This is a genomic window from Streptomyces sp. NPDC029836, assembly GCF_055574495.1.
The window spans coordinates 520,026-539,668 of the sequence record NZ_JBVHZI010000001.1 but is presented as its reverse complement, the minus strand read 5'-3'; the positions used below and the strand labels follow the sequence as shown (position 1 = coordinate 539,668).

Here is a 19,643-nt window from a genome sequence, read left to right as displayed (position 1 = left end):
GTGGAGACCGTCGAGAGGGGCCCCGATAACACTTATCCGGAAGAAGTTTCCGGCGCCACTTCACCGGGGCCCGGCGGCCGGCCCGGGCCGGTCACGACGGACGATCACGACAAGGGGTCACAACAGGGGGGTCAGTGCCCGCGCGGCGGTGCGCAGGGCCGGTGCGTACGTCTCGATCTCCTCGCGGGAGACCAGGAAGGTGACGGTGGTCACCGACACTCCGCCGACCGGGCGCCCGTCGGCGCCGAGGACGGCGGCGCCGACGCACCGGATCGTCGGCTCGTTCTCCTCGTCGTCCACGGCGAACCCGCGCTCCCGCACCGCCTCCAGCTCGGCCGCCATGGCCTTCGCGGTGGTCAACGTACGCGGCGTGCGCGCGGGCAGTCCGGTGGCGTCGAGGAGTTCCCGTCGCTCCCTCGGGGGGAGGTGGGCGAGGACGGCCTTGCCGATGGCCGTGGTGTGCAGCGGCACCCGCATGCCGATCCGGGAGGCGGTGCGGAACGGCTGGCCGCTCTCCAGCTTGTGGATGTAGGTGATGGTCTCGCCGCTGTGCAGGGCCAGGTGCACCGTCTGACCCGTGGCCTGCCGCAGGTCGTCCAGGATCTGCTGGACGCTCGCCGGCTCGCCGCCGCCGACCGCGGCGGACAGCCCGCGCAGTCGCGGGCCCACCCCGTAGCGGCCCTCGCCGTCGGAGCGTACGAAGCCCTGGTCGACCAGGGCCGCCAGGATGCGGAAGGTGCTCGACTTGGGGACCGCCGCCGCCGTCATGACGTCCGTCAGCCGGTGCGGGCCGCCGGGCGCGGCCACGGCCTCCAGGATCCGCAGCGACTTCTCCAGCGCCGACCCGGCCGCCGATGTTCGGCCGCCGGGGCGGGGGGAGGGACCGGCCGGGTTGCCCGGACCGGCCGGGCCGTTGTCGTGCGCCGGGTCCGCCGACCGTGCTCGCTCCGTTGACACGCGGGCTCCCTGGGTGTGTAAGGTCTGGACCACTGAGTTCCATTACACGATATGCAGTTCCGCTACGTGGAACAAATCGGGGGGTCCGATGTCCTGTCATCCGTACGCGGTGCTGGCCGCTCAGCGCCTGCTACCGGTGTTGCGCGACCCCGGCCCGGACGAGGCCGTCCGGCGCACCGGCGCCCTGCTCGCGGCGGGCTGCCGCGCCGTCGAGCTCACCACCTCCACCCCCGGCTGGGCGACTGCCGTAGCCCGCACCGCCCCGCTCACCGACGCGCACGGCCGCCCCGCCCTCATCGGCGTCGGCACCGTCACCAGCGCGGCCCAGGCGCGGGAGGCCCTCGCCGCCGGCGCCGGCTTCCTGATCTCCCCCTACCCGGCGCCCGAGGTGCGCGAGTTCGCCGCGCGGCACGACGCCGTGTTCATCGAAGGCGGCTTCACCCCCGGCGAGATCGCCACCGCCGCCCGCCACGCGGGAGCGGCCAAGGTCTTCCCGGCGCACGTGGGCGGCCCCGGGTTCATCCGCTCCCTCAAGGCCGTCCTCCCCGACGCGCTCCTCGTGCCGACCGGGGGCATCCGGCCCGGCGAGGTCCGGGAGTGGCTCGCCGCCGGAGCGAGCGCCGTCGGCATCGGCAACGGCCTGCCCGACGACCCGGCCGAACTGGCCGCCGTCTTCGCGGAACTCGCCGGACCGTGCTGCGCCGACTGCGCCCCGGAGCGCTGACCGTGTCCCCCTCCGCCGCCGCTTCGCCGTCCCCTTCGCCTTCGCCTTCCCCTTCGTCTTCGCCTCCTTACGACGTCCTCGTCCTCGGCGAGGTCCTGGTCGAGATCCACACCGACACCGCCCCGCGCGACGCCGTCGCCGGCACCCCGGCCCGCATCTCCTACTCCGGCGACGCGCTCAACGCCGCCGCCGCGGCCGCCGCCGCGGGCGCCCGTACCGCCCTGCTGGCCGTAGTCGGTGACGACGACCTCAGCGTGCCGCTGTTGCGCCGCGCCACCGACCTCGGCGTGGACGTCTCCCACGTCCGCCGGGCCCCCCGCCCCAACGGCGCGTACCTGCTCTGCGCCGACACCGAGGGCGAGCGCGAGTTCGTCTACTGGCGCACCGCGGGCGCCGGTTCCACCCTTGCCCCGTTCCACGTCGACTCCTGGCGCACCCTGCTGACCTCCGCCCGTTCCCTCATCACCAGCGGGATCACCGGCGCCCTCTCCCCGACCGCCCGCGAGGCCGTGCTGGACGCCGCCCGGACCGTCCACGCCGCCGGCGGGCACCTCACGTACGACCCCAACTACCGTGCCCGGCTCACCGGGCGGGACGAGGCCCGGGAGCTGCTGGCCCGGATCGCCCCGCTGACCGGGCTGCTCAAGACCTCCTGCCCCGGGGACGCCCTCGCCCTGGTGGACACCGCCGACCCGGCCACCGCGGCGGCCCGCTGCCGGGCCCTGGGCGCCCGCGCCGTGGCCGTGACCGCCGGCGCGGGCCGGCTGCTCCTGGACGACGGCACCGGGCCGGCCCACCACCCCGTCCCCGTCAACCCGCGCGCCGTCGACGCGACCGGCGCCGGGGACTGTTTCACGGGTACCGCCACCGCCCGCCTCGCCCTCGGTGACACCCTCGCCGACGCGGTGGCCTACGGCACGGCGGCCGCCTCCCTGTCGGTGTCCGGCCGAGGCGGCACCGGCCACGTCCCCGCCTTCACCGACACGGCAGCCCTGGCGGCGAGGCACCGGCGGGCCTAGTGCTGTGACCGGAGAGGTCCACCGGGTCGCGGCGCCCGGCGCGGCACCTCGCCGCGTTGTCGGGCCACGGAAGTTCGTCCAGTACGAGCCGCGGCCCTCCGCCTTGCGATGCACCGCACCGAACACCACGACCCGGCAAACCTTTCCGGCCACAGCACTGGAGGGTGTGGACCGCTTGCGGGGTGCCGAAGGCCGTCACCACCACGGCTTCGAGACCCCGCGCGGGGAGGTGGGCCATCGCCGCCTGCGCGGCCGAGCCGACCGCCGGGGGTTTCGCTGCTGCTCCGGGGAAGCGTCCGGAGCCCCTGTCGAGGGCGCTGCGCGGGCCGCGCGCCGGGGCCCGCCGCACGAGGTCGTGCCGCGTTCGCACCTCGAAGGCCGTTGTCCCGACGCGGAGTTCGACCTCGGGCCGCGTCGCCGGCCTCCGCTCGATGAGCAGGCCCGGGCCGGGACGCCCTTCGGGGAGGAGCCCCGCGCCCTCATGCGCGGAGGCCACGTGGTGGGCGCCGCCGGGCCGGTGTGGATTTCTCGGCCCGGCGGCGCCGGTCAGGGGGTCGGCCAGGGGGCCGGTCGGCGGCGATCCGCCGGCCGGCCCGGGCCGTCAGCGGCCGCGCAGGCCCCGGTCGACGGCCTTCGTCAGCTCACCGTCGGCGGTGTCTCCGTCCAGGGACCAGAACATCGCGCCGCCCAGGCCCTCCTCGCGGACGTACTCGGCCTTCTGGCGCAGCACCTGCGGGTCGTCGTACGTCCACAGGGTGGTGCCGTCGAACAGCCAGGCGTGGCCGCCGCGCCGGTCGCGGTGGACCTCGTAGGTCCCCGAATCCGCCAGCCGCTTCAAAACCTTGTAGTCCTCGTAGCCGGCCGCCCAGGTCGCCGGAGCCGGTCCGGTCGCGGGCTGTGCGATGCCGTCCCCGCCGCCGCGGACGCCGGTCCAGCCCTGCCCGTAGAACGGCATGCCGACCACCAGCTTGTGCGCGGGCGCACCCCGGTCCTTCCAGGCCCGCACCGTGCCGTCCACGCTGAAGTCCTTGCGGGCGTACAGCGCCGACTGCTGGGCGGTGTTCTTCTCGCCCGACACGTGGAAGTCGTAGCCCTGGAGGTTGACGAAGTCCAGGTCGCGCATGATCCGGCGGACGTCGAAGCCGGCGTCGATCTTCGCGGGGGCGGTCGGGACGAAGGCCGTCAGCTCGTACTTCCGCTTCTGGGCGCGACCGTAGGCGTCGAGCTGCGTACGGAACTCCTTGACCAGCTCGGTGAAGTTGCGCTTGTCCTCGGGTCGGAACACGGTGCCGGTGTTCGCCTCGGACCCGGGCCACTCCCAGTCCAGGTCGATTCCGTCGAAGACCCCCGCGGCGGCTCCGGCCCCACCCCGAGCGCCGTCCTGCGGCAGGTTCCCCTTCACGTACAGGTCGATGCAGGACTCCACGAAGGCCTTGCGGGAGGCCGGGGTGAGGGAGGCGTCCGAGAAGTGGGTGGACCAGCTCCAACCGCCCAGCGAGATCAGCACCTTGAGGTTCGGGTGCTTGGCCTTCAGCTCCTTGAGCTGGTTGAAGTTGCCCGCGAGGGGCTGCTCGGAGGTGTCGGCCACCCCGTCGACGGAGTTCGCGGCGTCCAGCGGTCGCGCGTAGTCCGCCCAGGCATCCGCCTGACCGGGCACGTTGCCGGTGAAGCACTTCCCCTCGGCACTGACGTTGCCGAAGGCGTAGTTGATGTGCGTGAGCTTGCTCGCGGTCCCGTTCGCGTCGAGGTCCTGGACCTGGAAGTCGCGTCCGTAGACGCCCCATTGGGTGAAGTACCCGACCTTCTTGTACGTGCGGCCGTGACCGGCGCTGTCGTCCTGCGCGCCGGTGGCGGCGGGTGCGAAGGCGGTCAGCAGGGAGAGGGAGCAGGCGGCGACGGCGAGCCTGCCGATCGTGCTGCGGCGCATGGGCTTCCTTTGCGGATCCGGGGAGTGGTGGTCCTGAGCCGTGCGTAACGCGTGCGCTGTGCAATCCGGAAACTATTGGTCTGGACCATCTGGGTCAAGGGGCTGTCCACCTCGGATTACGCCCGCCGGGGGGTCCGTCCCAAATTCATCGTTCACGGCCCTGGGCACCTCATGAGCTCCTCGCTACCCTCCGCGCATGATTTCCACGGTGGTCTGGGGCACGGGCAACGTAGGCCGCGCGGCGATCCGCGCCGTCGAAGCCCACCCGGCGCTCGAACTCACGGCAGTGCTCGTCCACAACCCCGACAAGGTCGGCCGCGACGCGGGCGAACTCGCCGGACTCGACCACCCGTTGGGGGTGGCCGCGACCGACGACGTCGACGCGGTCCTTGCCGCCCGACCCGCCGCCGTCGTGTACGCGGCGTCCGGCGACGTCCGCCCCGACGACGCGCTCGCCGACCTGGTGCGCGCCATATCCGCCGGCGCGGCCGTCGTCAGCCCCGCCCTCTACCCGCTCTACGACCACCGCAACGCCCCACCGGAGTTCCGCGACCCGGTGCTCGCCGCTGTCGCGGAGGGCGGCGGATCCCTCTTCGCCTCCGGAGTCGACCCCGGCTGGGGCAACGACGTCCTGCCGCTGCTCCTGAGCGGCCTCGGCACCACCATCGACGTGATCCGCTGCCAGGAGATCTTCGACTACTCCACGTACGACCAACCGGACTCGGTCCGCTACCTCGTCGGCATGGGCCAACCGATGGACTTCGAGCCCATGATGCTCATGCCCTCGGTCCCCACCATGGTCTGGGGAGGGCAGGTCCGCATGATGGCCCGCGCCCTCGGGGTCGAACTCGACGAGATCCGCGAGACCTCCGACCGCCGCGCACTCGACACCACCGTCACCACCCGCACCATGGGTGACTTCGAAGCCGGCACCCAGGGCGCCATCCGCTTCGAGGTCCAGGGCATCGTCGAGGGCGAACCCCGCATCGTCATCGAACACGTCACCCGCATCCACGCCTCGTGCGCCCCCGACTGGCCCACGCCGCCCGACGGCGCCGGAGCCCACCGCGTGATCATCGAAGGACGCCCCCGCATCGAGGTCACCATCGAGGCGACCGACGAGGGAGAGAACCGCTCCGCGGGCGGCAACGCCACCGCCGTCGGCCGGCTGGTCGGAGCCATCGACTGGCTCGTGGCCGCCGAACCCGGACTCTACGACGCGCTCGACATCCCGCTGCGTCCCGCAGTCGGCAAACTCGGAAGGAAGCAGCCGTGAACATCGACATCCCCGAGGGGCAGCACCCCATCGAGTACGTATGGGGGGACATGGTGCCCGGCATCGGCATGGCCGCCGCCAACTTCTCCCTCTCCGTCTACGCCCACACCACCCTGGGCCTAAGGGAGTTCGAGGCGGCCCGGCTGCGCATCGCGCAGATCAACGGGTGCGTCTTCTGCCTCGACTGGCGCACCGACCGGGACGGCGAGAAGGTCGAGGAGGAGTTCGCCGACGCCGTCACCGACTGGCGCACCACCAAGGCCTTCGACGACCGCACCCGGCTGGCCGCCGAGTACGCGGAACGCTACGCCCTGGACCACCACGGCCTGGACGAGGACTTCTGGGAGCGGATGACCGCGCACTACAGCCAGTTGGAGATCGTCGAGTTGAGCATGAGCATCGGCTCCTGGCTCGCCTTCGGGCGTCTGAACCACGTGCTCGGGCTCGACAGCGTCTGCATGCTGCCGGGCAGCTGAGCCGGGACGGGGGGGGACACGGTGCGGGGCCGGCCGGAGAGTCCGGCCGGCCCCGTCGTCGTCGGGCCCCCGCTAGAGGTCCGTGGCGATGATCTTCTCGATGTTGCGCTCGGCGAGCGCCGTGATCGTCACGAACGGGTTGACGCTGGTGTTGCCGGGGATCAGCGCTCCGTCGATCACGTACAGGCCGGGGTGTCCGTGCAGGCGACCGTAGTTGTCGGTCGCCCTGTTCAACACCGCACCGCCGAGCGGGTGGTAGGTGAGGTGGTCGCCCCAGATCTTGTTCAGGCCGAAGAGGTCGGTCCGATAGATCGTGCCCTCCTTCGAGTTGATCTTGTCGAAGATGCTCTTCGCCATGTCGATGGACGGCTGCTTCCAGGCGGTCTGCCAGTTCAGGCCGACCTTCTGGGCGGCGGCGTCCCAGGTGAACTCGGCGCGGTGCGGGTTCTTCGTGATCGACAGGTAGAACGAGGCGTACGTCTCGATCCCGGTCGGCAGCGGTGCCACTTCGGCGAAGGCGCCGCCGGCGTCCCAGTTGTCGATGCCCCCGCAGGGGATGGAGGACTGGACCTTCCCCGTCGCGTCCCACATGTGGTTGGCGCGGCCGCACATGACGTTGCCGTTGTCGCCCCAGCCCTTGCCGATCTCGTTGTTGAGGTTCGGCAGCGCCCCGGTGGCCTTGAGCTTCACGAGCAGCTTGCTCGTACCGACGCTGCCGGCCGCGAAGAACACCTTGTCGGCGACGACGGTCTTGGTGGCGATCGTGGCCCCGGTGGTGTCCAGTTGCTCGATGACGACCGTGTAGCCGCCACCGGCCGAGGGGGAGACGGTGGTGACCCGGTGCAGGGGCGAGATGCTGACCTTGCCGGTGGCGCGGGCAGCGGCGATGTACGTCTGCTGGAGGGACTTCTTGCCGGCGTTGTTGCCGTAGAGGATCTCACCGGCCACCGCGGACTTGGGGACGGTGCCGGCCACCTCCTTCTTCATGTAGTCCCAGTCGTAGACGTCCGGTACGAACACGAAGGGGAATCCGGAGCGCTGGGCGTGCTTGCGGCCGACGCGGGAGAACTGGTAACAGTCCACCGTCTCGAACCAGTTGGGGTCGATGAGACCCACCCCGAGGCCGGCATTGGCCCGCGGGTAGTAGGTGTTGTACATCTCGTCGGCGTTCACGGACGGCAGGATCGAGGCGAAGTTCTGCCGCTTGGGGGTCACCGCCATGCCACCGTTGACGAGCGAGCCGCCGCCGACTCCGCGACCCTGGTAGACGATGATCCCGCCCATCTCCTCGGCGTCCAGGATGCCCGTGTACTTCGGGACGTCCTTGTCGATCGGGAAGCCGAGGAAGTTGCTGAGCGGGGCCTTCGTCCGGGTGCGCAGCCAGTAGGAACGGTAGTCCGGCTTGGTGGTGTTGGCGAAGATCTTCCCGTCGGTGCCCGGGGTGTCCCACGCCATGCCCATCTCGATCATGTGTACGTCGACACCCGCCTGGGCGAGGCGCAGCGCGGCGACGGAGCCGCCGTACCCGGTGCCGATCACCAAGGCGGGGACGCGGGCCCCGGACTCGATGGGAGCGTTCGCGACGGCGGCTCCCGCGGCGGCCCTGGCGGGGGCCGGGGTCGCGTTGACCGTCAGGGCCATGGCTCCCAGAATAGAACCAGTTCCAGCGATAAATCCGCGTCGGGAAACACCGCTGGAAACCTTGCTGTTCAGGCCTTTGTCACTCATGTGACGTTCCTCACTCTCGACGGAGTGAGAACAAGTTCTACTGTCGGGTGGCTGGTAAGTCACTACATACGGCGAGGTAACTTGTGCCTGATTCCGGTTGCCGGCGGCCCGGGGAGCCGGGGGTGGGGGGCAGGGCCGGGAGTCAGGTAAGGCTCCAGTGGCCGACGTCGTCGGCGAGTCCGGCGTCGAGTGCGAACCGCACCGCGGCCGGGTGGGCGTCCGCGGGCAGGCGGAAGGTGACGAAGCCACCGGCCAAGTCGCCCGGGGCGAGCCGCAGCGCGGCGGGGAACGGCCTGCCGACCGTGGTCGGCTCGTCCGTACCGGTGAACCGGTGGCCGCCGGCGTCCAGCAAGTGGGTGGCGGGCGCGGGGGAGTCCTCGTAGGCGACCGTGCCGGTGTTCCCCAGCCGCAGCGCGACCACCACCAGCTTCCCGGCCCCGCCCTCGATGGTGGCGCCGTCCGCCGAGGGTGCCGCCGGGTCGACGACCCGGGTGAGGGTGACATCGAGCCGCGCGCGCGGGTTCGGGCCTCGGTAGGGGGTCGGGTGGTGCACGGCGGGACCTCACTCCCCCCTGACCCCTTCCGTCCCGCCATCCTCCGCGTCCGTGCCTCCTGCCACCGGCCCGGCCGCGCGGGAGTCCGTAAGCTGGGCGGATGCAGGTACTGGACGCGGACGATCCGCAGGCGATCGCCGTCACGGCCGCCATCCGCAGCGGAGACCTCCCGGCACTGCGACGGCTGTTGGAGTCGCACCCCGGGCTCGCGACCGCCCGGATCGTCCGGCGCGGCGAGGCCGCGGGGGAGCGCGGCCTGCTGCACATCGCGACCGACTGGCCCGGCCATCACCCGCGCACCGCCGAGGTCATCCGTACCCTCGTGGCGGCCGGCACGGACCCGGCGGCGCGGTTCGTGGGCGCCCACGAGGAGACCCCGCTGCACTGGGCCGCGAGCAACGACGACGTTCCCGCCCTCGACGCCCTCGTCGAAGCCGGCGCCGACATCGAGGCCCGGGGCGGCGTCATCGGCGGCGGCACCCCGCTCGCCGACGCCCGGGCGTTCGGGCAGTGGCGGGCAGCCGACCGGCTCCTGGCGCTCGGCGCCCGCCCCGACCTCCACGACGCGGCGACCCTGGGGCTGCTCGACCGCGTCACCGCCCTGCTCGCGGCCTCACCCACGCCCCCGGAAGAGATCACGAGCGCCTTCTGGGGGGCCTGCCACGGTGGCCACCTGTCCACGGCGCGGTACCTGCTGTCCCAAGGCGCGGACATCAACTGGATCGGCCACGACGACCTGACTCCCCTCGACGTGGCTCTGACCAGTGCGGACACCTCCTTGGGCGACTGGCTCCGTACGCGGGGCGCTGTCACCCGGGCCGAAGTTTCATCCAGTTGAGCCCCTGAAACATGTGGATCTTCGAGCGACGCCGTGTCATGGTTGGTCTCGCCGAAGGGGTGTAGCTCAGCCGGCCAGAGCAACGGTCTCCAAAACCGTAGGTCGCAGGTTCGACTCCTGCCGCCCCTGCCACACGTGAACGATGTCGTAGCAAGCAGCACGGACGAGCGCCCGCACGGGGAAAACCTCCCCGTCCGGGCGTTCGTCGTTCGCCGTTCCGCCCGGTCCGCGCCCCTCGTGCTTTCCGGGGCCTCGGCGGGCGGTGAGTGCGCGGGCTTCGGGCGGCGGGCGCCGATAGCCTGGCCGCTCACCGACCCGGGGGATCACGATGAGCGACACCACCGCGCTGGGCGACCGCATGAAGCGGTACGAAGCCGCACACAGGACGGTCCTGCCGCGCTCCACCTACACGATCCTGCGCCTCGACGGCCGCGCCTTCCACAACTACCTGCGGGATGCCGTCAAACCGTTCGACATGGCGTTCGTGGAGGACATGGCCGCCGTGACCGAAGCGCTCTGCGCGGAGGCGGCGGGCGCCGCCATCGCCTACACGCAGTCCGACGAGATCAGCCTGCTCCTCACCGACTTCGCCACGCCCGCCACCGAACCGTGGTTCGGCGGGGTGGTGGCCAAGCAACTGTCCGTCGCGGCGTCCCTGGCCACGGCCGTCCTCAACGAGCGACGCCCGGGCCGTCGGGCGCTCTTCGACGCGCGCGTGTTCACCATGGCGGACCCGGTGGAGGTGGCGCACTACTTCCTGTGGCGGCAGCGGGACGCCGTCCGCAACAGCATCGCCATGGCGGCGCAGGCCCACTTCCCGCACGAGCGTCTCCACCGGGTGTCCACCGGCGAGATGAAGGGACTCCTGCGGTCGGAGAAGGGAGTGCACTGGAACGAATACCCCGACGCCTGCACACGCGGCCAGGTCGCGACCAGGCTCACCGGTGAGCGGATGGTCGAGTACGTCGACAAGCGCACCCGGGAGACCATGCGGACCACAGCGGTCCGCTCGTGGTGGGAGGTGTCCGGAGCGCCGCGGTTCACGGTCGAGCCCACGGGGTGGCTGGCCGGGATGATTCCCGACCTGCCGGCCCTTTCCGTGACGGGCCGGTAGAGCGGTGGGGCCCGCCGCCGCAGGATGCGGTGACGGGCACCGGCGGGCCGCCGCACGGCATGCGGCGGCCCGCCGGGTTACCGAGGGGACGGGGTCTGCTGCGTCACCTCGTCACGGATGAGGTAGCGGTGCTGCTCGTAGACGAGACGGGCGTCGTCGCTGGGAAGCGGATCGCTCCGCAGGCCGCAGGCGCAGGTCACGGTGGTGAGTCCGGACAGGGGCTGGTGTGCCCGGCCGAGGCTTTCCGGGTAAGTGTCGCCCTGGTGGTTTTCGAGGCGGAGACGATGACGGGAGGCAGGGGGCTTGCTCATGCACCCATCATCGCTGCTGGGACGCCCGGGCACCGGCTGCGGCTCGATCGTGCACGCCGAGCGGCGGCACCCCGTCCCCCTTCCCGGGCGGGGCCGGACCGGTCCGCGCCGGGGGCCGAGCCCGGCAGGGGGGACGGCGCTCAGTCCCTCGACTGCTCAGCCGCCGTACGGACGGGTGATGATTTCCATCCCGTGCCCGGAGGGGTCCGGGAAGTAGACCCCGCGGCCCCCGTCGTTGTGGTTGATCTCGCCCGGCTGTTTGCCGTGCGGATCGGCGAAGTACGGAATGCCCGCAGCTCGGATCTTCTCGAAGGCGGCGTCGAACTCCTCTTCCGAGATCAGGAACGCGTAGTGCTGCGGCACGATGGATTCGGCGGGGATGGTCGCGAAGTCCAGGCTGACCCCGTTCCCGGTGGCCACGACGATGAACGGGCCCCATTCGGCGCCGACTTCGAGACCGAGGACGTGTGCCAGGAACGTGGCGGACTCCCGGTTGTCACGGGAGTGGATGATCGTGTGATTGAGCTGAACCGACATGGGTGAATGCCTCCGGAAGGCATGTCACGGACACCTCCATGCCTCACCCGGTCGGTGACCGACACGCGATGCCGTCGGACACGACCCTAAACAGCACCTGCGCGGGAAGTCCAGGGGTATCGCTCCGTCGGCCCCTCGCTCCCGGACGGGCTCCCACCCCGCGCAACCGGGGCCGACACCGCGAAAGGACAGGCTCCGAGGGTGGGGCGAAGGCCAAGCTGCCCCCGTACCGATGACTGCCAAATGCTACGCGAATTGCCCCCTCCCCCTCCCCGCACGGCTCGCCCGCGCCCTTCCCGGCCCGTGTCCGCGGACCTCGTCACCCCAGCCGGACCACCACCTCCTGGGATGACCCCGCCGTCCCGACGAGGCTCCCGAACTCGATCCGCAGCTGAGTTCCCCCGACCGCCGAGACCACGCTCTCCGGCCGGGACAACACCGTCGCTACAGCCCGGCGCCAGACCAGGGTCAGCGTCCCCAGGGTCCGGGTCGGGTCCGCGACGGACAGGGAGGCGGTGCCGTCACCCCTCAACCGCACCGTGACCGAACAGGGGCCGCTCGCTTCCAGCGGCCCGACGGCGCCGGCCTGCCAGAAGTTGACGCCGGTGAAGCCGAGCGAAGCAACGGACACCCCCTGGCCCGTCGCGGAGTTGGCGAGCAGGGTCAACCATGACGACGCGGCGGCCCGTGCCGCCGTCTGCGTCGTGCTCGCTCCGGGGAGCACTTGGTAGAGGTACCCGGCGTCGACCGGGTCCCTGCCGTGGTCGTACCAGAGGGTGGCGTAACGCCGGGTGAGGGCAGTGGTCGCTCCGCCGCGGTTGATGTCGTTCCACCGCCCGGTGCGTTCTTCCCGCAGGGCCTTGAACGGGCCGGGGCCCTGCAGGACGTACCCGCCGAAGCCCGCCAGATGGGCCCAGCCCGGGGCGGTGAAGGTGGCCGACCAGCCGGACCGGGCCGGCTGGACGCTGCCACCGATGGTCAGGGCGTGGGTGCCCGTCACTCCCAGGTTGCGGTTGTCGACCACCGACTCCACGGGGACCCCGTCCGAGGCGCGGATGCCCGCCCCCAGACAGACGACCGTGTCCGCGAGGAAGAACCAGGACTTGCGGGCTTCGAGCGTGCTTCCCAGGCCCCGCAGGTGCTGACCCACCGCCGCGAACTCCCCGTCGGTGCTCCCGCCCACCCAGGCGGCGTCCGGCCGGGACGCGCCCCAGTCGCCTCCCGCCCCGTCGGCCAGGACGGTGCGGGCCACCGTCGTGCCCGGCAGCCGGCGCGGGTCCACCGTGGGCCAGAACGCGTCGGAATACTGGCCGTTGCCGTACGTGGAGCCCCACCAGGAGAGCATCCCGCTTCCGGTGTGCCAGCCGCGCAGGTGCTCGCCGTTGCCCGTCTCGTAGTGGGTGATCCGCCGGGACGCCATGGACAGGGAAGCGGCCCAGCCCGGCCGCCGGTGGGTGGCCCGGTCCATGGAGGCGAAGAGCCGGTGCCCGACCGGCTCGGGCGCCGGAGCCACCGCGGGGTCGGCCCGGAGGTCGGCGAGCCGGGCGAGGGCGGACAGCCCGAGCGTCCGGTCCGCCAGCGGGGGGCTGTAGTAGGAGCGAGCCGCCCACCCCTTCACCAGCCCGCGCCACCGGATGCGCTCGGCGGCGCTCGCCCCCTCGGCTAGCAGCAGGATGCCGGCCAGCACCGCGTGCCCCCGGGTGTGGTCGTCCTGCTGGACCTGGCGGGCGTCCGAGACGAGCAGCCCCCGACTGACGGCCCGCCCCGACACGGCGTCCATGACCAATCCGTTGAAGAGGAAGGGAGCCCAGGCCCGCTCCACGGCATCCAGAACGGTCTGCGCCCGGGGATCCGTGATCTGCCACGGGGTGTTCTTCAGGAGCGCGAACAGCATGCCCAATCCGCCGAGGAACACCGCGCCGTACGTCCCCGTATAGGGCACCCACGTGTGCTGCACGAACGAGCCGTCCCGGTACAGCCCGTCCCCCGTGGTCACGTACGGGAACACGGGGGAGAGCGCGTCGCGGGCAAGGGCCGTCTTCGCGTCCTCCTGCCCGACCACCCCGCGCACGGCCAGCACCCGGCACAGGTCCACCCGGTTCGCGCCCGTACTCGTACCGCTGTACGAGGCGACGGCGGAGTCCGGTACGAAATGATCGACGGCCGCGCAGAAGCGGCCCAGCCGGTCCGCACCCAGCTGCTCGTACAGCAGGACGCACAGGTCGAGGAGGGCCTGGGGAGCGCCGATCTGCCAGCAGTACCAGTTGCCGTACCGCACCTGGCCCGCGTGGTAGACCTCCGCGTGCAGATGGTCCAATCCCGCCAGCAGGGAGGCGAGCACCCCGGCGTCTCCGGTGAGACCCGTTCCGGGACGCAGAAAGCCCTCCGCCATCGTCCGGAGCCGGTAGTAGCTCTGCATCATCCGCTCGGGATCCGTGGCGAACGCGAGATCCGGCCAGAGCGACCCGGGCGACGGGGCCATGGCGGCGGCCCATCCGCCGACCTGTTCGCCGAGCTCGGCGAGCCGTGAACGGAACGGCTCTTCCGTGACCGGGAACCCGCCGCCCAGGACCAGGTCGCGCCAGACCGCACGCATCGCCTCGTGAACATCGGCCGCGGGATCGGCACCCGCTCGTTCGGCGGGTCCGCCGAACACCAGCGCACCCCCGCCCGCCGCAGCAAGGAAGGAACGCCTGCTCCACACCCTTTTCACCGCAACCTCCTCATCCGGTCCCTACCGTTCTCCGATGTCACCGCGCATGCCGCTGCCCGCCCTACTCGACGTGTCGCCGGTAGCGGTCGACCACCTCCTCAAGCACCTCGGAACCCTCCCGCGCCCACAGACCCGGATGGAAGATCTCCACCTCCACCGGACCCCGGTATCCCGCCGCGTCGGCCAGCTCCCGGAATCCCCGCAGGTCGACGCAGCCGTCGCCCAACTGCCCCCGACCGAGCAACACCCCCTCGGGGAGCGGGGTCACCCAGTCGGCCACCTGCACCGACACGATCCGGCCGCCGGCACCGGCCCGCCGCAGCTCGCCCGGCAGCCTCTCGTCCCACCACAGGTGGTAGGAGTCGGCGACGACCCCGACCCGTTCGGCGGGAAACTGCTCGGCGATGTCGAGGGCCTGGCCCAGGGTGGAGACCACGCAGCGGTCCGCCGCGAACATCGGGTGCAGCGGCTCGATCCCGAGTCGCACGCCGAACCCGGCGGCCCAGGGGACCAGATCGTCGAGCACGTCCACGATGCGTTGCCGCGCCCCCACCAGGTCCCGCTCACCCGGGGGCAGACCACCCGCGACCAGGACCAGGACATCGGCCCCCACCTCGGCCGCTTCCTCCACCGCTCGCCGGTTGTCCTGGAGCGCCGCCGCCCGGCCCGCAGGATCGGCGGCGGTGAAGAAGCCGCCCCGGCACAGCGAGCTGACGCGCAGCCCCGCCCCCGAAACGAGCTTCGCCGTTTCCCGCACGCCGAACTCGCGCACCGGTTCCCGCCACAGCCCCACCGCGGCCACCCCCGCCGCCGTGCACCCGGCGACCAGATCGGGCAGCGACCACTGGCGGATCGTCTCCTGGTTGAGGCTGAGCCGCGCCGGAGCCGTCGCGCCCTTCACGAGGACACCCCGTGCAGGCGGAGGAGCCGGCGCATCCGGTCCTCGGCGAGTCCTGGATCGGGGAACAGGCCGAGTCGGTCGGCCAGTTCGTACGCGGTCGCCAGGTGGGGGAGGGAGCGGGCCGCGTGCAACCCGGCCACCATCGTGAAGTGTTCCTGGTGTCCGGCCAGCCAGGCCAGGAGGACCACCCCCGTTTTGTAGTAGCGGGTGGGCGGTGCGAACAGGTGCCGGGCCAGGGCGACCGTCGGGTCCAGCAGTTCGCGGAAGCGCGCCGAATCCCCTTCGTCGAGGGCGATCGCGGCCCTGGCGGCGATCGGGGCGAGGGGATCGAAGACCCCCAGCAGGGCGTCGCTGGCCAGCCGCCCGTCACCGGCGATGAGTTCGGGATAGTGGTGGTCGTCCCCGGTGTAGCAGCGGACCCCGGCCGGCAGCCGCCGTCGGATCTCCACCTCCCGTTCCGCGTCCAGCAGGGAGACCTTGATGCCGTCGACCTTCTCCGGGCACGCGGAGACGACCTTCAGGAAGACCTCCACGGCCGCGTCCATGTCCTCGTGGCCCCAGTAGCCGGCCAGCTCGGGGTCGAACATCGGCCCCAGCCAGTGCAGCACGACGGGTTGGGCGCTCTGGCGGACCAGTTCGGCGTACACCTGGAGGTAGTCCTCGGGGCCGCGGGCAGTCTCGGCCAGGGCTCGCGACGCCATGAGGACGGCCCGGGCGCCGCAGGCCTCGGTGTGGGCGAGCTGTTCCTCGTAAGCACTGGTGATCGCGGCCAGGGAGTGCGGTTTCCCCGGCGGGAGCTGGTCTGTTCCCGTCCCGCAGACGATCCGCCCTCCCACGGCGCGGGCCTCGGCCCCCGAGCGGCGGATCAGTTCCGCCGCCACCGGCCAGTCGAGTCCCATTCCGCGCTGGGCGGTGTCCATGGCCTCCGCGACTCCGAGTCCCTGCTCCCACAGCCGACGCCGGAACGCCAGCGTGCTGTCCCAGTCGACCACCGCTCGGCTGTCGGCCGACGCGGCGAGCGGGTCCGCCACCACGTGGGCCGCGGCGTGGAACACACGGGAACGGGCGGGTCCGGCGACCAGGGGTGGTAGCGGAACGGTGCTGGGCAGATGCAGCCGCAACCGACCGTCGGCAGAAGGGAGCCGGATGCCGTTCACAGCGTCACCGTCGGCACCGTGAGCCGGCGACCTTCGGCCGAGGACCGCAACCCCACCTGGGCCAGTTGCACTCCGCGGGCCCCCGCGAGCAGATCCCACCGCCAGGGCTCGTCCCGTACGACGTGACGGAGGAAGAGCTCCCACTGGGCCTTGAAGCCGTTGTCCGGTGGGCTGTTGTCCGGCACCTCCTGCCACTGGGCGCGGAAGGCCTCGGCCTGGGGCAGGTCCGGATTCCACACCGGCTTGGGCGTCGCGACGCGGTGCTGGATCCGGCAGCCGCGCAGGCCCGCGACAGCCGATCCGTGCGTTCCGTCGACTTGGAACTCCACCAGTTCGTCACGGTGCACCCGTACCGCCCAGGAAGAGTTGATCTGGGCGACGGCGCCACCCTCCAACTCGAAGATGCCGTAGGCGGCGTCCTCCGCAGTGGCCTCGTACGGTTTGCCCTCCTCGTCCCAACGGCGCGCGATGTGGGTCCGGGCGAGGGCTTGCACGGTTCGCACCGGGCCGAAGAGCTCGTGCAGCAGGTAGTCCCAATGGGGGAACATGTCGGCCACGATCCCCCCACCGTCCTGCGCCCGGTAGTTCCACGACGGGCGCTGCGCGGACTGCCAGTCCCCCTCGAACACCCAGTAGCCGAACTCACCCCGCACGGACAGGATCTCACCGAAGAAGCCGCCCTCGATCAGGCGCTTCAGCTTCAGCAGGCCCGGCAGGAAGAGCTTGTCCTGGACCACGCCGTGCTTGACCCCGGCTGCCTCGGCGAGCCGGGCCAGCTCCAGCGCCGACTCGAAGGTGAGCGCCGTCGGCTTCTCGCAGTAGACGTGCTTCCCGGCGGCGATGGCCCGGCGGACCGCCGGCTCGCGGGCGCCGGTCACCTGGGCGTCGAAGTAGATCTCCACCGTCGGATCCGCGAGTACGGAATCCAGGTCGGTGCTGATGTCCTCCAGGCCGTGCCGCTCGGCAATGGCCCGCAGTGCCGACTCCCGGCGACCGACCAGGACGGGCTCCGGCCAGATCACCGACCCGTCACCGAGATCGAGCCCACCCTGCTCGCGCAGTGCGAGCAGGGACCGGACCAGATGCTGGCGGTATCCCATCCGCCCGGTCACGCCGTTCATCGCGATCTTGATCGTCCTGCGGTTCACGGTCCCTCCATTTGTTCGGCCGAGTTCACATCAACATCGGCGCCAGTGTAGAAAGCGCTTTCTCTCGCATCAGGCTAGGACGCTCGTGCAATGCCTGACAACACTCGTTCGAGTGATAGAAAGCGCTTGCTGAATCCGCCAATATGGAGATCCACACCGAATGAGACGATGACCGAGGGCAGCCCGTGAGGGCAGAAGGAGAGGTGCGGCATGGCGGTCACCCTTGCCGAGGTCGCGGCGCACGCAGGTGTATCGCCGGCCACGGTCTCGCGGGTACTGAACGGCGGCTACCCGGTGGCGGGCGGCACCCGAACCAGGGTGGAGCAGGCCGTCGAGGAGCTGGGCTACATCGCCAACGGCCCCGCCCGGGCGCTGGCCGCGGCCACCTCGGACCTGATCGGCGTCCTTGTGCACGATGTCGCCGACACCTTCTTCGGGATCCTTGCCGGCTCCCTCCAACGCGCCCTGGACCCGGCCGGTCGTGCGGAGCCACGCCGACTGGCCGTGGTGTGCAACACCGAGGGCGCCCCCGCCGCTGAAATCGCCTACCTCACCCTGTTGGAAGGGCAGCGGGCCGGCGGCGTCGTCCTCACCGGCGGGGCCGTCGAGCATCCGGACCACACCGCTGCCCTCGCCGCGCGGGTCTCGCGGCTAGCGGCCGCGGGAACGCCCGTGGTCCTCTGCGGCCGGCCACCGCTGCCCGTTGACGCGGGGCTGCCCCTGGCCACCGTCGTCTTCGACGACCGGGGAGGAGCCTTTCGCCTCGCCGAGCACCTCCTCGCCCTCGGCCATCGGCGCATCGCCTATGTGGCCGGTCCGCCCGGGTTGAGCACTTCCCGCGAGCGCCTCGCCGGACACCGGGACGCACTGGCACGCCACGATCCGACCCTGCCCGATACCTGCGCCCGGATCACCCTGCACGCCGGATTCGAACGATCCGCCGGCTATGACGCAGCCCAGGAACTGCTCCGCCGTGCTGAGCCCTTCACCGCCGTCGCCGCAGCCAACGACGCCGTAGCCACGGGTGTGGTCGCCGCGCTGCGCGAAGCGGGGCTGCGCATCCCCGAGGACGTATCGGTCGCGGGCTTCGACGATCTGCCGTTCTGCGTGGACACCGCGCCCGCGCTCACCACGGTCCGTGTGCCGCTGCGCGAGGCCGGGGCGCTGGCCGCGAACCTGGTGACCGGCCGCAGGTCCCCGCCCCCGGGCGGCATCACCACTCTGCCCACCGAACTCATGGTGCGAGGCTCCACGGCCCCGCCGCCCGAGGGGAGCCGGCCGTGAAGTACGCCTTCTCGACGCTGGGGCTGCCCGGAACCCCTCTCGTGCGTAGCGCGGCGCTGGCGGCCGAGCACCGGTACGACGGCCTCGAACTCCGCGCCCACCCCGAGGAGCCGCTGCACGCGGGGAGCTCGCGCGGTGACCGGGCTGCCGGCTTGAGGGCGGTGACCGCGGCCGATGTGAGGGTCCTCGGGGTCGCCGGTTACGCCCGGGTGGCGGCGGCCGGGGAGGACGAGCCGGTCCTCGCCGAGATCAGGGACCTGGTCCAGCTCGCTGTCGATCTTGAAGCCCCGTACGTGCGCGTCTTTCCCGGTGGGGAAGGCCTGCCACCGCACCGATCCGATGCCAACGCCGTGCGCCGGCTCCGGGAGGCGGTCCCGTTCGCCGATCGGCACGGCGTGCGAATCCTGTTGGAGACCCACGACTCCCATCGCAGCACGACGGCCACGGCCCGGGTCCTGCACGAGGTGGGTCATCCCGCCGCGGGTGCCTTGTGGGACGTACTGCACACCTGGCTTGAGGGAGAGGCGGCGCAACGGTCGCGAAGACAACTCGGCGGACACCTGGGCTACGTCCAGGTGAAGGACGTGGCCTCGGCGCAGGACCTCACCCCGCTCGGTCTCGGCGCCGGAGTCCTCCCCCTGGCCGAAGCGGTGGCAGCAGCACCGCCGGCGGGCTGGCTGTGCTGGGAGTACGAGCGACGCTGGTACCCCCACGCCGCCGACCTCGCCGGCCTGCTCGAACAGGGACGGTCCTACCTGGAGCATCTGGTGACTGCGGGGCAACAAGCCGAGTAGGAGAGGGCCGGCACGGGTCTGCGGCACAGCGGCTACCGAGACGGGGCGGTACGTAGCGAGCCCTCGACCCGCGTTCCTCGACCGGGGTCACGACGGCCGGTCCAGCTCACCGGCAAGGGCGCCCACGCCAACCTGAGGAAGCCACGTGAGGCCTCCGGGGATGGCCATGGGCCCCCACCTGCCAT

18 protein-coding genes and 1 tRNA gene are annotated in these 19,643 nt (G+C 71.8%); 9 read left to right on the top strand and 10 right to left on the bottom strand.

Going from position 1 to position 19,643, the window contains the following annotated elements; all coding sequences use genetic code 11:
* Nucleotides 1–117 precede the first annotated feature (117 nt).
* Entirely contained in the window at nt 118–957 is an 840-nt protein-coding gene (locus tag ACZ4XJ_RS02520; protein WP_468495015.1) for an IclR family transcriptional regulator, read from the bottom strand.
* 88 nt (nt 958–1,045) lie between these two features.
* Here ACZ4XJ_RS02520 and ACZ4XJ_RS02515 point away from each other — a divergent pair, with 88 nt between their 5' ends.
* Nucleotides 1,046–1,681: a bifunctional 4-hydroxy-2-oxoglutarate aldolase/2-dehydro-3-deoxy-phosphogluconate aldolase gene (locus tag ACZ4XJ_RS02515; RefSeq protein ID WP_468495014.1), complete on the top strand. Its 636-nt coding sequence runs from the start codon at nt 1,046–1,048 to the stop codon at nt 1,679–1,681.
* Nucleotides 1,651–2,700 (top strand): PfkB family carbohydrate kinase, encoded by a 1,050-nt coding sequence (locus ACZ4XJ_RS02510; protein WP_468495013.1) that lies wholly within the window; start codon nt 1,651–1,653, stop codon nt 2,698–2,700. The genes ACZ4XJ_RS02515 and ACZ4XJ_RS02510 overlap by 31 nt, the downstream gene beginning before the upstream one ends.
* A 601-nt stretch (nt 2,701–3,301) precedes the next feature.
* Here ACZ4XJ_RS02510 and ACZ4XJ_RS02505 read toward each other — a convergent pair.
* Complete coding sequence (locus tag ACZ4XJ_RS02505; RefSeq protein WP_468495012.1) at nt 3,302–4,627, bottom strand: glycoside hydrolase family 18 protein; 1,326 nt, start codon at nt 4,625–4,627, stop codon at nt 3,302–3,304.
* Between the two features lie 196 nt (nt 4,628–4,823).
* Here ACZ4XJ_RS02505 and ACZ4XJ_RS02500 point away from each other — a divergent pair, with 196 nt between their 5' ends.
* Both ACZ4XJ_RS02500 and ACZ4XJ_RS02495 read left to right on the top strand, forming a co-directional pair.
* The gene (locus ACZ4XJ_RS02500; RefSeq protein ID WP_362876244.1) at nt 4,824–5,903 is read left to right on the top strand and encodes an NAD(P)H-dependent amine dehydrogenase family protein; all 1,080 of its coding nucleotides are present in this window, start codon (nt 4,824–4,826) and stop codon (nt 5,901–5,903) included.
* Nucleotides 5,900–6,379, top strand: a complete 480-nt coding sequence (locus ACZ4XJ_RS02495; protein ID WP_362876245.1) for a carboxymuconolactone decarboxylase family protein — start codon at nt 5,900–5,902, stop codon at nt 6,377–6,379. The genes ACZ4XJ_RS02500 and ACZ4XJ_RS02495 overlap by 4 nt, the downstream gene beginning before the upstream one ends.
* 72 nt (nt 6,380–6,451) lie before the next feature.
* On the opposite strand, the gene ACZ4XJ_RS02490 is transcribed toward ACZ4XJ_RS02495, so the two are convergent.
* Nucleotides 6,452–8,107, bottom strand: a complete 1,656-nt coding sequence (locus tag ACZ4XJ_RS02490) for a GMC oxidoreductase (RefSeq protein ID WP_468495011.1) — start codon at nt 8,105–8,107, stop codon at nt 6,452–6,454.
* 142 nt (nt 8,108–8,249) lie between these two features.
* Nucleotides 8,250–8,660: a hypothetical protein gene (locus tag ACZ4XJ_RS02485; RefSeq protein WP_468495010.1), complete on the bottom strand. Its 411-nt coding sequence runs from the start codon at nt 8,658–8,660 to the stop codon at nt 8,250–8,252.
* A gap of 101 nt (nt 8,661–8,761) precedes the next feature.
* Between ACZ4XJ_RS02485 and ACZ4XJ_RS02480 the strand changes: the two genes are divergently transcribed.
* The 3 genes from ACZ4XJ_RS02480 to ACZ4XJ_RS02470 all read left to right on the top strand — a co-directional run bounded on the left by ACZ4XJ_RS02480 (nt 8,762) and on the right by ACZ4XJ_RS02470 (nt 10,613).
* Complete coding sequence (locus tag ACZ4XJ_RS02480) at nt 8,762–9,499, top strand: ankyrin repeat domain-containing protein (protein ID WP_468495009.1); 738 nt, start codon at nt 8,762–8,764, stop codon at nt 9,497–9,499.
* Between the two features lie 55 nt (nt 9,500–9,554).
* Nucleotides 9,555–9,631: transfer RNA gene (locus ACZ4XJ_RS02475), tRNA-Trp, on the top strand.
* Between the two features lie 196 nt (nt 9,632–9,827).
* The gene (locus ACZ4XJ_RS02470) at nt 9,828–10,613 is read left to right on the top strand and encodes a tRNA(His) guanylyltransferase Thg1 family protein (protein ID WP_468495008.1); all 786 of its coding nucleotides are present in this window, start codon (nt 9,828–9,830) and stop codon (nt 10,611–10,613) included.
* 77 nt (nt 10,614–10,690) lie between these two features.
* Here ACZ4XJ_RS02470 and ACZ4XJ_RS02465 read toward each other — a convergent pair whose 3' ends face one another.
* From ACZ4XJ_RS02465 to ACZ4XJ_RS02440, 6 genes are all read right to left on the bottom strand, one after another.
* Nucleotides 10,691–10,924, bottom strand: coding sequence for a hypothetical protein (locus tag ACZ4XJ_RS02465; protein WP_362876250.1), 234 nt, complete (start codon nt 10,922–10,924; stop codon nt 10,691–10,693).
* Between the two features lie 156 nt (nt 10,925–11,080).
* On the bottom strand, nt 11,081–11,461 hold the full coding sequence (locus tag ACZ4XJ_RS02460; RefSeq protein WP_468495007.1) for a VOC family protein: 381 nt from the start codon (nt 11,459–11,461) through the stop codon (nt 11,081–11,083).
* A 319-nt stretch (nt 11,462–11,780) separates the two neighbouring features.
* Complete coding sequence (locus ACZ4XJ_RS02455) at nt 11,781–14,174, bottom strand: polysaccharide lyase 8 family protein (protein ID WP_468495006.1); 2,394 nt, start codon at nt 14,172–14,174, stop codon at nt 11,781–11,783.
* Between the two features lie 61 nt (nt 14,175–14,235).
* Nucleotides 14,236–15,075 carry a sugar phosphate isomerase/epimerase family protein gene (locus ACZ4XJ_RS02450; protein WP_468495005.1) on the bottom strand — a complete coding sequence of 280 codons (840 nt, stop codon included), beginning with the start codon at nt 15,073–15,075 and terminating at the stop codon, nt 14,236–14,238.
* Nucleotides 15,072–16,232: a dihydrodipicolinate synthase family protein gene (locus ACZ4XJ_RS02445; RefSeq protein WP_468495004.1), complete on the bottom strand. Its 1,161-nt coding sequence runs from the start codon at nt 16,230–16,232 to the stop codon at nt 15,072–15,074. Before ACZ4XJ_RS02445 ends, ACZ4XJ_RS02450 begins: the two co-directional genes overlap by 4 nt.
* Nucleotides 16,229–17,353 (bottom strand): Gfo/Idh/MocA family protein, encoded by a 1,125-nt coding sequence (locus ACZ4XJ_RS02440; protein WP_468495439.1) that lies wholly within the window; start codon nt 17,351–17,353, stop codon nt 16,229–16,231. The genes ACZ4XJ_RS02445 and ACZ4XJ_RS02440 overlap by 4 nt, the downstream gene beginning before the upstream one ends.
* Nucleotides 17,354–17,590: 237 nt before the next feature.
* Between ACZ4XJ_RS02440 and ACZ4XJ_RS02435 the strand changes: the two genes are divergently transcribed.
* Both ACZ4XJ_RS02435 and ACZ4XJ_RS02430 read left to right on the top strand, forming a co-directional pair.
* Nucleotides 17,591–18,664, top strand: coding sequence for a LacI family DNA-binding transcriptional regulator (locus ACZ4XJ_RS02435; protein ID WP_468495003.1), 1,074 nt, complete (start codon nt 17,591–17,593; stop codon nt 18,662–18,664).
* Nucleotides 18,661–19,458, top strand: a complete 798-nt coding sequence (locus tag ACZ4XJ_RS02430; RefSeq protein WP_468495002.1) for a sugar phosphate isomerase/epimerase family protein — start codon at nt 18,661–18,663, stop codon at nt 19,456–19,458. Before ACZ4XJ_RS02435 ends, ACZ4XJ_RS02430 begins: the two co-directional genes overlap by 4 nt.
* The last annotated feature ends 185 nt before the right edge of the window (nt 19,459–19,643 follow it).